General features: G+C 44.3%; 13 protein-coding genes. 2 read left to right on the forward strand and 11 right to left on the reverse strand.

Translation table 11 applies throughout. The features are described 5' to 3' along the window. Positions 1-11: 11 nt before the first annotated feature. The 4 genes from KHS38_RS04920 to KHS38_RS04930 all read right to left on the reverse strand — a co-directional run bounded on the left by KHS38_RS04920 (position 12) and on the right by KHS38_RS04930 (position 4,239). Positions 12-599, reverse strand: a complete 588-nt coding sequence (locus KHS38_RS04920; RefSeq protein WP_249665282.1) for an RNA polymerase sigma-70 factor — start codon at positions 597-599, stop codon at positions 12-14. A 16-nt stretch (positions 600-615) separates the two neighbouring features. Then, positions 616-1,314, reverse strand: coding sequence for a TonB-dependent receptor domain-containing protein (locus tag KHS38_RS22225; RefSeq protein ID WP_249665283.1), 699 nt, complete (start codon positions 1,312-1,314; stop codon positions 616-618). Positions 1,315-1,340: 26 nt separating this feature from the next. After that, on the reverse strand, positions 1,341-2,996 hold the full coding sequence (locus KHS38_RS04925) for a TonB-dependent receptor (RefSeq protein ID WP_249665284.1): 1,656 nt from the start codon (positions 2,994-2,996) through the stop codon (positions 1,341-1,343). A 127-nt stretch (positions 2,997-3,123) separates the two neighbouring features. Further along, the gene (locus KHS38_RS04930) at positions 3,124-4,239 is read right to left on the reverse strand and encodes a hypothetical protein (RefSeq protein ID WP_213487388.1); all 1,116 of its coding nucleotides are present in this window, start codon (positions 4,237-4,239) and stop codon (positions 3,124-3,126) included. A 192-nt stretch (positions 4,240-4,431) separates the two neighbouring features. On the opposite strand from KHS38_RS04930, the gene KHS38_RS04935 reads away from it, so the two are divergent. Together KHS38_RS04935 and KHS38_RS04940 are read left to right on the forward strand one after the other, a co-directional pair. Further along, positions 4,432-5,136: a dihydrofolate reductase family protein gene (locus KHS38_RS04935; RefSeq protein ID WP_213487389.1), complete on the forward strand. Its 705-nt coding sequence runs from the start codon at positions 4,432-4,434 to the stop codon at positions 5,134-5,136. A gap of 12 nt (positions 5,137-5,148) precedes the next feature. Beyond that, positions 5,149-5,526 carry a hypothetical protein gene (locus KHS38_RS04940; RefSeq protein ID WP_213487390.1) on the forward strand — a complete coding sequence of 126 codons (378 nt, stop codon included), beginning with the start codon at positions 5,149-5,151 and terminating at the stop codon, positions 5,524-5,526. Between the two features lie 155 nt (positions 5,527-5,681). Here KHS38_RS04940 and KHS38_RS04945 read toward each other — a convergent pair whose 3' ends face one another. The 7 genes from KHS38_RS04945 to KHS38_RS04975 all read right to left on the reverse strand — a co-directional run bounded on the left by KHS38_RS04945 (position 5,682) and on the right by KHS38_RS04975 (position 15,029). Further along, complete coding sequence (locus KHS38_RS04945) at positions 5,682-7,130, reverse strand: sensor histidine kinase (RefSeq protein WP_213487391.1); 1,449 nt, start codon at positions 7,128-7,130, stop codon at positions 5,682-5,684. Positions 7,131-7,226: 96 nt separating this feature from the next. After that, positions 7,227-8,153, reverse strand: a complete 927-nt coding sequence (locus KHS38_RS04950; protein ID WP_213487392.1) for an SRPBCC family protein — start codon at positions 8,151-8,153, stop codon at positions 7,227-7,229. Between the two features lie 52 nt (positions 8,154-8,205). Further along, entirely contained in the window at positions 8,206-9,132 is a 927-nt protein-coding gene (locus KHS38_RS04955; protein ID WP_213487393.1) for a TIGR01777 family oxidoreductase, read from the reverse strand. A gap of 10 nt (positions 9,133-9,142) precedes the next feature. Beyond that, positions 9,143-9,961 carry a DUF393 domain-containing protein gene (locus KHS38_RS04960; protein WP_213487394.1) on the reverse strand — a complete coding sequence of 273 codons (819 nt, stop codon included), beginning with the start codon at positions 9,959-9,961 and terminating at the stop codon, positions 9,143-9,145. A gap of 56 nt (positions 9,962-10,017) precedes the next feature. After that, the gene (locus KHS38_RS04965; protein ID WP_213487395.1) at positions 10,018-10,524 is read right to left on the reverse strand and encodes a GbsR/MarR family transcriptional regulator; all 507 of its coding nucleotides are present in this window, start codon (positions 10,522-10,524) and stop codon (positions 10,018-10,020) included. Between the two features lie 301 nt (positions 10,525-10,825). Continuing rightward, positions 10,826-12,445: a SusR family glycan utilization regulator gene (susR, locus tag KHS38_RS04970; protein WP_213487396.1), complete on the reverse strand. Its 1,620-nt coding sequence runs from the start codon at positions 12,443-12,445 to the stop codon at positions 10,826-10,828. Positions 12,446-12,560: 115 nt separating this feature from the next. Then, a complete protein-coding gene (locus tag KHS38_RS04975) occupies positions 12,561-15,029 on the reverse strand; it encodes a glycoside hydrolase family 31 protein (protein ID WP_213487397.1) in 2,469 nt (822 codons plus the stop codon). Positions 15,030-15,031 lie beyond the last annotated feature (2 nt).

Genomic DNA, 15,031 nt, shown 5'->3' on the forward strand with positions numbered 1-15,031 from the left:
TTGTTGCTCCATTACTTGTTTTCTATTTTAGAAATTAACCATACAATCAGCGGCAGATAGTCCACCAGTTTAAGTCGTAAAACACGTAGTGCTTTACTCATCTGAGCTTCCACCGTTTTAATGGAAATACTTAGGCGATCGGCTATTTCCTGGTACTTCAGCTCCTCGAAGCGGCTTAATTGAAAAACCGTACGGCAACCTTCGGGCAACTCACTTAAGGCATGGTGCAGCTTTTCTTTCAGATCCAGCAGTTCCATTGCCGAGCTACCGTTATAATAATCCTGCTGTGAATGTATAATATGCTGCTGATGGCTGATCTTCACTTTTTCGTGCCGGAGGTGGTTAAGGCATTCGTTATATACGGCGCTATAAAGATAGGCCTGTATTGAGCCTGCTATATTGAGGTGTTCCCTTCTCTCCCATAGCTTAAGAAAAACGTTTTGCACTTTTTCTCTCGCCGTCTCCTCATCTTTCAGGATATTAATTGCATAGATATGTAACGGCCTTAAAAACTGTTTGTATACCTGCTCGAAAACCGCTTCGTTTCCGGATAGTAATAAGGTAAGCTGGTGTTGGTTATCGGTTTCCAAAATTTTCAACAAATTCGTTACTAATTTAAAGCTCTATTCGGTAAGTTAAAGATGGCAGAATACCAATCCATTTATTTTTTTCCAGGCTGCGCTTATTACTGCTGTAGTAATAGCCGATATTATTTTCCCTGCTTAGCAGATTTTGAATATCAAGCAGCAACAGATGTGCCTTGCCACGGCTATTGATGCGGTAACTGGCCGAAAAATCGATCCTGAAATAAGGATCAGCAGTAAGTGTATTTATCTGGCTTTCATCAATTACCTGCTCATCCAAACGCAGCGATTCACTTAAATTTACAGGCGAATACTTGCGCCCGCCTGCATAGATCAGCTTACCGTTTAAGCCGAAAAGATTCTTTTTATTGCGCCCTGCCACCCATTCTTTCCCGGCAACCAGGTTGCCTACATACCGGGTATTGAACGTAGTGTTAAACTCCTGCCCGCTCAACGCCTTGAATTTTGAATCGAATAAGGAAGACGTTATGATAAAGTAATAACCTTTTGACAAAGCTTTTTCGAGTGAAAACTCAAGCCCGTAATTATAGCCTTTGCCTTTATTTACCAGCGATGTATAATTTGATGAATTGATGACGTCGGTGTTAGTTACATTGAGCAGAGAAAAATTCTTTGATACGTCGGCGGATACCGGCACGTTGTAAAGGTACTGGTAATAGGCTTCGGTTTTAAACTTTAACCGGCCGTTGAACTGCTTTTCGTAACCCATTACAGCTTGGGCTGATTGAGTCGGCTTTAATTTACTGCTCTCTTCCCGCTCAAATCGGTTCCTTTTGCAAAGTAATAGGCCAGCGGCTCAATGCGGCTATACGTTCCGGCTGCAAATGATAGCTGCTGATCGGACCTGAACTGCCAGTTTAACCCTACACGCGGTTCAATAGTGAAACTTTTACTCAGGTTAAAATAATTAGTATGTATGCCGGTGTTTAACGATACGCTGTTACCAAAATCGTGCTTATTTTCAATGTAAGCATCAAATGTAGCCGCACTGCCTTTTTGGTTCAGTACCTCGTCCAAAGCTTTCAACTCCTGTTTGTAGCTCAGGCTACGCATATTGTAATTGAGCAAACCTGCATTGAGGCCGGCCCTGATTGTATTGCTGTTATCGGGCCTGTAATTAATCATACCGGCATACCTTACGGTTGTGTTGTTAAATTCACCTCGGTAAACCAGGCTGGGTATATAAGTTTGAGATAAAGAATCGGACGTAGATGTGGTATAATCGCCAGAGTAAGACAAAATATGGCTTATATAAAGTTTTTCATTAGCCACATATATATTTTTAAGCCCGAAGCTACCGGCAGTGTATTTACCATCGTACTCAAATGCATCTTTGCGCTCGTCCCACTCTTGAATGTCATGCTTGGCTTTCTCTTTAAGTCCGCCTGAACCTCCGATGCCAAAGAGCGAGAACGTTCCGGCCTTACGGGTTGGGAAAACAAAGTTGAACGACAGATCCTGGTAGCGAGGCACACCACCATCCGATATATCTACACCCATCTTCATCAGCAAATCAAGCGATGAGTAGCGGTAACTGATCAGGTAGGATGACTGGCTACCTTTTGAAAAAGGCCCTTCCAGTGTAGCGCCAACACCGAGTACGCCGGCTGTAAAGCTGTATTCTCTCCGGTCGGTGTTACCTTTTCTAAATTTCAGATCAAATACGCCAGCCGTTGCATTATTGTACTCTGCAGGCATGGCACCGGTATAAAAATCAGACGTTGATAACATGGTAGAGTTGATCATGCTGATGGCTCCCCCTGCCGAACCATTATTACTGAAGTGATTGGGGTTAATAATCTCGATACCTTCCAAACGCCACTGCAAGCTTTTTGGCGAATTACCACGTACAATGATCTCGTTATTATCACCTCCCGCTACTACGCCTGCAAAACTCTGCGCCATACGTGCCGGATCAAAAAAAGCCCCGGCATAACGGTTGGTTTCCTCGGGCGAAAATGACCGCCCGCTTGCCATAGCCATGGTATTAAGCGGCCTTTTAACAACGCCATGCCGTACCACAACTTCACTCAACTGTTGGCTTGATGAGTTTAGCTCCAGATTAAGCTCGGTTTCTTTACCGCTTATAACCAGCACATCGCTTATTATCAGCGTTTCAAAACCGGTACAAGAAATTTCCACGCTATGCCGGCCTACAACAGGCACACCGGTTATACGGAACACGCCATCGGCACCGGTAGCTGCGGCCTTTGCCGGTTGTGTGCTGGTTAGCCTAACCGTTACCCCCGGTATTCTTAGCTTTGTATTTTTATCGGTAACGGTACCCTTAATTGTTTGTGTAATTACATCAGGCGTATTGCCACTTTGTGAGTAAACTACTTGTTGTAACAGTAGCATACTTAAGATGATAAGGTATAAATGCTTTTTCATTTTTAATATTTCCCGTTAAACACCCCAGCAGCTTTTTACCCTTATGCACCTTTTTGTTTTTTAAACAAAAAGCCAGGCATAACCCGGCTTTTTGTTCAACAACGAATAGTATTAACTTAACCAGTACTTATAGCTTAAACGCAACACCGGCGGTATAACCCACATAAAAGCCCTGGAAGTTATTGCCGTTGCGCCCACCCCATGATGATATGTACTTTTTGTGCAAAGCAGGGCCTTCACCTGGATCTGAATTAATGTAGTTGATTGACGGCCCTGCAAATATTTCGGCCACGCCACCCAGCCGCACAGCAGGCATCAAGGCAAACGAAACCTTGTAATATTCATTATCCTTGAAATTAAGCAGACCAGTATTGGTAAGCTCGCCGTTTAACCTGAACTGGCTGCCATTAAGTAAATGTGCCCCTAAACCAGCCTGGTAGGCATAAACCTGTTTTTTGTTGTTGAAATTATAACCTGCTCCTAAAATACCATACATGAGCCTTCCGCCTGACCGGAAACTTACCAGCGCTGTTTGCACTTCGTCAATAGTGGCAGCAATGCTCATTTCACCGTTCTTCGAAAAATTCAATACTCCGATTTGCACATCGGCAGTATCAGCAATATTGATAAACCCTGCCAGCTGCGTACCATGTACGGTTTTTGCATGATTAATAAAGCCGGCTAATTGAAAGCCTTTTACATTGGCCGCATGATTGATGAAACCGGCTACCTGCGAACCTTTCACATTTTGGGCTACATTCATAAAGCCGGCTACCTGCAGCCCGGAAACTTTTCCGCCGGTATTTAAAAATCCGGCTACCTGCGCTTTACTTGCGGTATGTCCTATGTTGGCAAAACCCGCTATGCTGATTCCATTACTGCTGCCATAGGTATTCAGAAAACCTGCTATGGCAGCGCCCTGCGCTTCTTTACCAATATGGTTGGAAAAACCCGCAACTTGTAAACCCTGAGCATTTCCGAGAATTACATTCGAAAAGCCAGCAATGGCAGCACCACTTTCATTTTTTGAAAGCCCTGCAAGTAAATTCAAAGAGAAACTATTACTCACTTGCGCTGCATTGATACCGTTGGTACTTACAGGGTAAACCAGGCCGATGTTGATACGTTTTGGCTCCTCCTTTTGAGCGTAGGCATTGCCGCAAGCGGCTATAGCCAATATTAAGAATGCTGTATTTTTAATTGTACTTCTGAATCTGCTGGATGTGGAAAGACTTTTCATCATGTTGTTATCTTTTGATTTTGCACTCATAACACCCTTCTGGCAACCTACCCCTACGTGCGAATGATTAATTTTAACGCTTTGAGATTTCGATTGAGATGCATGCTGACAGATTTAAGCTGCCTCTCGCTTGTAACAATAGTTTTTCAATCAATTATTCCATCCAAACGTTTAGCTAAACACTAACTGATGAACATGAAAAAACCATACGTTATCTGCCACATGATGTCGACCGTAGATGGCCGCATCATTTCGGGAAACTGGGGCAGCCAGCAACTGATTGATACTTATGCAGGCTTTTTTGAAAAGTACCACGAAACTTTTGAAAGCCAGGCCTGGATGTGCGGGCGGGTTACCATGGAGCGCGATTTTTCGGGCGGTATACAACCACAACTCATAACGCCAGAGCAGCCCATTGCCCGTGAACCTTTTATTGGCAATAAAGATGCCGCCTCATTCGCCGTTGCTATTGATGCACACGGAAAGCTGGGATGGGAAAAGAACGAAACCGGCGGCGACCACATTATTGAAGTACTTACGGAGCAGGTAAGTGATGAGTACTTGCAGTACCTGCAACAGAAAGGTATATCCTACATTTTTGCAGGTAGAAGTGATATTGATTTTAAATCGGCTATAAGCCAGTTATCAGACCTGTTCCCTATTCAAACGCTGATGCTTGAGGGCGGCGGCCACGTAAACGGCTCCATGCTGAACGAGGGGTTGATTGATGAACTAAGCCTATTGCTGTTGCCGGTTGCCGATGGCACACCAAGATCGCCTACCACGTTTGAGGTGAGCGAGTACCTTACCAAAAAGCCGGCTACGCAATTGTACTTAAAAGAAGTAAAGCAATTAGAGAATGATGTAATTTGGCTGAAGTATAAATTTGAACATAATTAAGCTTTTGACAGCATGAACAGCTTTACTATACAGGCCAATGCCTTGCCTGACGAAAAGGACGATGTTACCGCATATTTAACTCAGCTACTTGCACCCAACACGGATAACTATAACCTGCTCAAATATGAAATTCAGCGCGAGTACCGCTTCAGCGGATCGCCGGATATCACGAATATGAAGTATGACCGGGTAAAGTTTGACGCAGCATCAGGCAAGGGTAGTTTTCGCGTTGTGCTTGATATCAACTTCACTTTTGCCTGTGAAGATATCCGGACCGAGAAAACAGATCAAACCTCAGAATGGACTTTTGAGATAAATAAAGATACGCATACCGTCACCTTTTATGCTTCGCCATACATTGATAGCCGAAGCACTGCCGATGAGTTTTGATTTGATAAATCAGGATGCTTTTTTAACACAGCTGCTCTTGCATAGCCTTCGGCTTGTAAGAGCAGCAAAACAGTGACAATAACGGTACAACAAAACACAACAGCTGGCGTAATGGTTCTGGTGCCGCCATGCAAAAGCCTTATAGGTAAAAACAACTATTTATCATAAAGCGGAAGCGTGAAGTAAAAGGTTGATCCCTGCCCTACTTCTGTAATAAAATTTATGGTACCGCCCTGCATTTTAATAATCTCGGCCGCCAGGTGCAGGCCCAGGCCGGTTCCGGGGATACGTGTTTTTTTAATGGATTCTGTTCGGCCAAAGCGTTGAAACAGCTTGTGCTGATCCTGCTGTGGTATACCCAGGCCAAAGTCCTGAACGCTCACCTTAACTTCCATCTCCGAAACATCAACACTCACCATCACCTCATTGGCCTTTGGCGAATATTTTACGGCATTGGATAATAAATTGGTAACCACGCTGCCTGTCCGCACCCGATCAGCCAGTACCATACTGTCTGCCTCGTTTTGAAGTATAATTTTATGATGAGCAACCGTTAGCCCAAAACTTTCCACCTGTTCTTTAACCAGGCTGCACAGGTTAAACACTTCTTTATCCAGTAGCAGTTTACCGGTTGTAATTTTAGATGTATCGAGCAAGGCCGAAATAAGTGAATTTAGAAAATTACTTTGCTCGTTAATTTTGTCAACCGCTTTTTTGATAATGGGTTTGGCTTCCTGCAATTCGCGGTCGAGGAGCTGGCCGTAGGCTTTAATTACCGATACAGGTGTCCGTATTTCATGACTGGCTACGGATATGAATATATCCTTTTCCTGCATTATAGCCCGGTCATCAGTCTGGTCCGCAAACTCTAAGCTGAACAGCAGGTTGGGTGGCTGATAGATGCGCCGGGGCTTTACAAGCAGGCTCCTTGCACCACGCTGAGGGTGCTCAAAAGATACCTCATAGTCGTGATGAAAGCGGTGTTCCTTTACAATCTCGTCCAGTACGGCTCTTAGCTCGGCCAGGTTTACACCGCCATCTAATATTTCAAAAAGCAACTTGCCGGTAATATCAGTCTTATTTAAACTAAAAAAACGGATAAACTCTGGTGTAGCATTCACTACCTCCAGTTGCGAATTTAATATAACAACACTTTCGTTGTAAGTTGATACAATAGTTTGAGCCAGTTCCTGCTCTTCACGCAGGTTGGCCTGGGCCTGCTCCTCGTCGGATATATTACGCATGATTTTGGAAAAGCCCATATGCTGCCCCGCCTCATTAAACAGCGGGAACACCAAGCCACTGCCCCAAAACCGCTTGCCTCCTTTTTTAACATGAAAACGTTCATCAATACCCTTGCCCTCTCTCAATGCGGTACCCATCTCCAAAGCCGGCGCATGCTGTTCTATATCCTCTGGTGTGTATAGAATATCTGCACTCGTGCCTATTATTTCATTGGCCATATATAACAGCACCTTTTCGGCCCCGGCGCTCCAGCTTGTTACCACACCCTGCGCATCGGTGGTAAAAACAGCGTAATCCTTAATACTATCAACAACTATCTTATAAAAATCAGGGTTGGCCTGCAGCATCATTTCATTCATACTTAATAAACAAAACTCTGATGAGGCTAATTGGTTTGGCAGGATTTGGCGTATTGGCTTTTTACAACATGCTGTTGTTTCTACTTAAAACACTACTTACTTATTTTCGCTCAGCTGCTTAATGTGCGCCATTACCCGCAGGTGTACGTTACGCACAATACTTTGTGCCCAAGTATCATAATACCATACCGGAAATACATATAACCGGTACGAGCTGTTACCTATCAAGGTGGTGGTATTATCGCCATTATCTTTCAGTATGAACTGACCGCGCAAGATATCTATATGCCCCATTATTTCAGGATCACGGGGCTGGCGGGTAATATCAAAAGTGAGATTACGGTTTTCATCGTACGTCACTATCTTTTCATCAAATACATAGCCGTTGCTGAAAATACATTTGCGCCCGGCACCCACATGATAGCCATCTACCGTGGCCTCAACCGGACTTGGCAAACCTGCCTTGAACAGCCAGTATTTGTTTTTTTCTTCGATACGTTTAAAGGCTACTACATGCTGCCATACTTCGGCTACCGGTGCGTTGATCACCACCACATCCGAAACTTCATTTTCATAATGATGCTCAGACCGGGCGTCGGCAATAAACACAGCCAGCATTAATGATACTATACTAATATTGAGCTTTTGATTATTCTTTCTGAACATTTTACGCCCTAAAAAGGTACCGGCGAGGGTAAATACCCATAACAGGGGCGATACAATAATGAGGCAAATTACTCCCTCTTCTAAAAAAACGCCACTTAAAAAGACAGCTATCATAGTATTGTAAAATGAGTAGCTGGTTAATTTCCGGCTATTTAAATTCAGATTTCTCCAAAACGAGGCGCTGATAATACCTATGAGCATAGGAATAATAACAAACTCTGAAAAAATGTACAAGTTCGATTTCCCCGACATGCCATCAGAACTGGATGCTACTGCCATAGTGATGCCCAGGATAGTGAGAGCTACCAGGTTGGCCACTAAAAAGCCATTGATCTTAGGCGTAAAAAGTTGTTTCATGATAAAGTGTGTTTATGGTTGAAGTGATAAGGTTTAGGTTGTATTGGTTTTCTTAAACCCTGAGACTTAATATATCTTTAATGGCATGATCGGCTTCAGAGAACCGGAAGTGATAACCACTGTCCAGCAAACGTTTAGGCGCTACCCAGCGGCTTTTCAGTATCAGCTCAGTTTCGGTACCTATTACTACTGCGCCTATTTCCAGCAGCCAGGCAGGTGTAGGTAAGCCGATGGGGACGCCGTAGGCTTTACGCAAGGCTTGCATCAAATCGGTATTTTTAACAGCTACTGGTGCGGTGCAGTTAACCACACCGCTTATTTCGGAATGTTGTAGCAACCATTCGGTACTGTGAGCCACATCCTGTTCGTGAACCCAGGCCACATATTGCTGACCATCGCCCTGCCTACCACCCATACCCAACTTTACCAGATTAAGCAGGCGCGGAAACACGCCATCTTTACGGCCCAGCACTATACCCATACGTAGCGCTACTTGCCGGGTAGCGGGCGTACTGCAATTAAAAAAGGCGGCTTCCCACTGGCGACATACGTCTATAGAAAAACCGTAACCAATTTGGCCGGTTTCTTCATCCTGTGCATGGTCTTCTGCATGGCGGTAAATGGTGGCTGATGTTACATTGATCCAAAGCCGGGGCGGGTTTTGCAGCCCGGCAATTACCTGCCCTAATAGTTGGGTGGGCACCACTCTGGAATTGATAATTTCTGCACGGTTTTTGGCTGTGTACCTGCAGTTCACATTTTTGCCGCAAAGGTTTATCAGCATGTCTGCGCCTTCTAAACTGTTTACCCACTCGCCTTCATTGCGGCCATCCCATACTATAGTGGCAATGTTCCCTTGCGCAGCTTTTTCGCTACGGCCTAATATCACTATCTCTTTGGCAAGGGGGGCATAATGGGCAGCCAATACCTGCCCTAAGTAGCCGTTACCGCCGGCCAAGACGATCTTGTTGTATTGCATAACATTAAGATTAAAATAAGATGATAACTAAAATCATTAATCTGTATACTGCCCAGCTTAACGTGAGTGCCCAGCCAAGTTGCAATAGTTTGGTACGGCGTATATGTTCCAAAAACATCAGCCCCGCTACCAGCATAAAATAACCTGCATAAAAAACCGGGTGATGCCCTATCCAGCCAGACAGTAACCACACCGGGAGCAACAACAAAGCGCCGCCAAAAGAAATGGTCATCATATTGCCGAGATAGCTCCATGCTTTTTTGGGAGCAATAAGCGCTACAATAGCACCCTGAAACAATACTTGCCCACCGCAAATCAGGTACTCGCGGTAGCTGTTACCGACAGGTACTACACCCTGCAGCAGAGCTGCATATTGGGTGAGAATACAGGAGGTAACTGCCCAGGTAAAAAGCAGGTAAGCAAGCCGGTAATGCAATTTAAATGTTGGTTGCAAGGCAAAAGCATCGCTGTTGACAGGTGCAGGTACAATTACCCGGCGGTTATACGATATAAAAGCATAAACCTTACTCATTAACCACACAAAAGGGCCAAATGAGAACAGGGGTTTAAAAACCGGCATGGCCTCGCCGAACACTTTGAACAGGCTGTGTATACCGTAGGTAACCTCGCCTGTTTGCTGATTAATGAGTGCTATTTCATTGACGGCACGCTGACGGTCTACCATTGGGCAGGCATCAGGCGCAAGCGACTGGTAAGCCGCCCTGCCCTCTTCATCCAAAATCCCTGTTTGAACCAATGCCTTGGTGTACAATTTGCACATGGGGCACTCGGCATCAAATAATATCTGGTAGTTCTTCAAGGTCGCCATTTTAATTATTATTGAATTTTCAGAAATTATTGAAATATGCTATCAAATAAAAAAGCCTATTTAAAGACTTTTAAAATCGATCCCCAAAACCAGTTCTCTTCAGCCTTGAGCATGGTTTCGAATGTACGGTCTACATTCTTGGCCAGTTTATTGATATCGGTTACCGTCTTATTAAAGGTCCTGAACTCTTCATTTTTTGCATCTCCTTCTACCGTGCTCAGCTCATCTAACAGTTTAAGTACAGGCTCAAGTTCGCGCCTTCGCCGCTCCTTGGCTACCTGGCGGGCAATGTTCCAGGTATCTTTATCTGCATAAAAGTATTCTTTGCGCTCGCCGGGGCGGTGCTTCTTTTCTACCAGTCCCCATCCCATCAAATCGCGCAGGGTCATGTTAGCATTACCGCGCGATATGCTTAGCTGCGCCATTATCTCTTCGGTGGTCAGTTCACCAGGCGTAATCAGCAACAAGGCGTGTACTTGTGCCATAGTGCGGTTAATGCCCCACTCAGAACCTAACTTTCCCCAAGCCTCTATAAACTTCTGCTTAGCTTCCGGTAATTCCATATACAAATGTACATATTATCTTAAACTTTCAAAACTTACTGAAAGTTTTAATTAATTTTATTTAACCTGTTAAACTGGCAATGTATGCCATATGCACTTAAATAAAACCGTTGGCACTACCCATAAGTTACTCATCAAACGATTGTAACTTTGGCATCAGAAATAAGTTTAACGACTTACTGGCCTTCCGCCTCAAATCACTTAATGACACGCTGTATCATGACTGATATAAAATAGTGTAAAACGAAAGAGCCGACCTGATTGCCAAGGCCGGCTCTTTTGTTTTGTAATCAATCATTACTTATACAGCCTGTGGTGTATCCACTGCTTTAATAGCCATTACACGGGCATCAAACTCTTCGCCATGCACCAGGGCTTTGGCCTTGATACGCATTTTGTATACGTAAATGGTTTTCTCCGAGTATTCCAGAATATTGGCTACTGCCTCTACATCGGTAATTCCTAAACGCATCAGGGCAAAAATGCGCAAGTCAGTGGTGAGTACTTCGTGTTCTTTAGGCCATATCTGGTCTTTTTCGGCAAACAGGGAATTGAATGCGGTGATAAAGTTTGGGAATATCTTCAGGAACACATGATCGAAGGTATAAAACAGCGTTTCGCGTTCTTTTTTAATATTGATGTTATTGATGGTTACCTGGATATCATCATACTTTTTGATTGATAACTTGGTATCTATAGAGTGCTTCAGCTTTTCGAGCTTAGATATATAGCCCGAGATTACGTTAAAGAAATAGCCAATATAATCTTCCTTAATACGGGTATCTTCCTGCAGTTTGCCGTTAATGGCTTCCAGCTCCGTATTCTTATCTTCAATTATCTTTTCTTTAGCCTGTACCATTTTCAATTGTTTAAACAACTGGATGGTAATTGCAATTACACCCAGCGCCAAAACAGTGATCAGTACCAGGTAGGTCAGGAAACGGGTTCGCTCCTTTTCGGAATACGTTAGCTGCTGTGCCGCCACAATGGGCAAGACAGCGCTGATCTGGAACTGACGCTGGCGGGCGCCGTAAAACTCCGCGTCGGCCATTGCCTGCTGCAAAAAGTCGTACGCATTTTTGGTGTCTCCATTTTTGTATAGGAGTTCGGCCAGCCACAGTAAGGCAACCGTTTCTTTGGTGGACGACTGAATATCGCCGATAGCCGCCTCTATAAGCAAATCGGTACCCTTTTGCGGGTTAGAATCCATGTACAACTTACTTAAAGTTGATGTAACAATGGCGTACTGGTGGCGATCAAGCTTGCGCTTCAGTAAATTATTAAACTCTATTTCGGCAACCTCGTATTGCTTGTTTTTATAAGCTTTGTAACCTGTAAAATATATACGGTCAAAAGAACCGGCACTGCTGATGGCAATGGCCGAGTCGATATACTTATTGGCCAGCACCACATAATTGGGCGAGTAATGCCTGTCGTTATTAAACGCGGCAATATCATAATTAGCCCGGGTAAGCAATGTATAGTACTCCAGTTTCACACTGTCGGGCATGCGGCGAACATCAATCCCTTCCAGGTTATCAAATGCCTCTTTAAACAAACCTGATGAAAGCAGGATGAAAGTCACTTTCAGCTTTGCATAATCAGTCCGTACCTTGTTGTCCATTTGCTGGCTTAGCGCCTGCATTTTATCGGCATATACGTAAGCCGAATCATACTGGTAAGATCTGTATTCTTCGTAAATGCGGTTGCAAAAATTAAACTGCTGCTCGGCGTTGGCTGCCGGGGTTTGATGCAGCTGATTTTTCAACTGTTTAATTGCCGTTTCTTTTTGCTGATCATAAGTGCTTTTTTTATTGATCTCCGCTTTAAGTTTGTCTATCAGATCCGGGTCGCCCGAAAATGAAAAAGCAGCTTGCCCGCACAGTATTATCAATAAAATACACGAAGAAACAAATCTCATAAATTGGCAGTTAAACATGCGCAAAAGTAATGGGTATTAAGCAATAATAATAACAGAAAAGCCCCCGGCGCTAAAAACAATCAGCACCGGGGGCAATGCATAGCTATGCAAAAGATTAGTACGATAATACCATCTGGTTGCTGCTGTTGCTCATGGTTATAGTTTTAACATTGTGCCCTTCGGCCGCATTAATTACGCCTTGCGGATCAAACGAGGATACGGGTGTTAAAAAGGATACAAATTCGGTTTTTGTATTGGCCGATTTAGTATTGAGCGCAATTTTATCATTATCAGCAAAGCCATGTAACTGTACTTTGATGTACTTGAATTTGGAGCTTAAGCTACCCTCTGCTTTGGCAAATACAATCTGCTTTTTAACGGCATCATAAGCAATGGTCCTTTTATAAAAAGTACCGTTTTCGTAGTTGTAGCTTTCACCGTCATCTTCATAGTAAACAAAGCTATTGTTACGGTTGCCTTTGTAAACATGTACGGTTAACGTATCAGTAGGTTTTTCAGCAGTGCTTTGCACCAGCGATTGCATCGGGATAATGCTGCTTTCTTTTACAAACACCGGTAATTTTTGCGTAGTAACACGCATCATTTTTTCCTGCTTGCCGGTAATCAGGGCATCATTGTATAAATCATACCAATTGCCTTCCGGAAAGTATACGGTGCCGTAAGTATCCGCACTGGTGAACGGCGCAATCATAAAACCGTTGCCAAACTCATACTGGTTCTGGAACTGGGCGCTATATATTCTTTGATCGTGAGTATAGTTAATAGCCAGCGAGCGTACCACCGGGTGCCCATTTTGGGTAGCCTCATAAAAGGATGAATACAAATAAGGCAGTAAACGGTAACGCAGGTTGATATAGTTACGGGCGACTTCCAGCGCTTCTTCTCCAAAAGCCCACGGCTCGGCCGACTTGGTATTAACCCCGGTATGGTTACGGAAATACGGACTAAAGGCCCCTATCTGCATCCAGCGGGTATACAAAGCCACCGTTGGATTGCCGGTAAAACCGCCTATATCCATCCCGGTAAACGGCACCCCGCTTAAACCCAAACTGCTTAACAAGCGTACGCCTAACAGCATGTGGTCATCTTCGGCACGGTTATCACCGGTCCAGATGGCGGTGTAGCGTTGCAAACCAGCATAACCAGAGCGGGTTAATATGAACGGACGCTTGTTGTTCAGCGCTTTCCGGTAACCTTCATAACTGGCACGAGCCATCTCCAAACCATAAACGTTGTGGGCCTGCAGGTGAGATGCGTTTTGCCCTTCATAATTAAAAATTACGTTATCCGGCATTTTCTGGCCCCAGGTTGATATCTCATTCATATCATTCCAGATGCCGCTTACGCCTACATCAGCATATTTTTTTATTTGCGTATGCCACCAGTTACGTCCCTTTTCGCCGGTAAAATCGGGAAAATGGCACCAGCCCGGCCATACCTCGCCGGTATAGTTGGTGCTGTCGCTGTATTTGATGAAAATGTTGTTTTTCAAGCCGTCCTCAAATACTGGGTAACCCTGTTCGGTTTTCACGCCGGGGTCCACAATCAGGGTCAGCTTCAAACCCATATCTTTTAACCTGGCAGTCAGTTTAGCCGGATCAGGAAAACGATTTTTATCCCAGGTAAATACTTTGTATTTATCCATGTAGTGGATATCCAGCGTGATACCATCGGCCGGTATTTTCTTTTCGCGCAGGGTTTGCGCTATGCGATAAACCTCCGTATCAGGATAGTAGCTGTAGCGGTTTTGCTGATAGCCCAGGCTCCACAACGGCGGCATTTTCATGCGACCGGTTAAAGCCGTATATGAGGTGATGATGTCAGTCAGATGCTTGTGGTAAATGAAATAATAATTCATTTCGCCACCATGTGCCCCGAATGATGAGAAACGGTTGTTGCTGGCGCCAAAGTTAAAGTCGCTTTGGTAGGTATTATCCATAAATATACCGTAGTTCAGGTTGTGGTGAACACCGATATAGAACGGGATGGTTGAATAGATTGGGTCCTGATCGGTACGGTAACCGAAGGTATCGGAGTTCCAGTTGGTATAGCCGTTACCCTTGCGATCCAAGTTGCCTGTCTTTTCGCCCAGACCAATGAAGTGCTCACCATCCTGCATGTGCTTATAGGTGGTTACCGATTCATTTACCCAGGATGTTGACAAGCCTTTCTCATCCTGACTGATCACTTTACCATCCAGCGTGTAAAACGTAGCAGCGAAAGGTTTTTTGCTGATTATGAGTTTTAACGAGTCGGTAGTGATGCTTACCTCGTTATCATTTTGGTTGATGGTAGCCTTGGTTTGCTGTGGCTTGGCAATCACGGCGAATGAAAAATCGGCCGCTAAGGGCTGTTTATCCACACGCATTCTGATGACCGACGGACTGTACACCGTAACCTCGGCAAAGGCATTTTGGGTGGCTATTTTAACCTGCTGCCCATTTATTTGAACGTTGCTGACGTTGCCCGCGCTCTTTACGGCCCCGCTTTGCGCATAAGCTGTTCCGGCTAACAAAGCAGTTAAGAATGATATAGAAAATGCTCTTAACAATGGTTTGTTCATGA

It is taken from the genome of Mucilaginibacter sp. Bleaf8 (assembly GCF_018390515.1).
In the GTDB taxonomy this organism is placed as follows: domain Bacteria; phylum Bacteroidota; class Bacteroidia; order Sphingobacteriales; family Sphingobacteriaceae; genus Mucilaginibacter.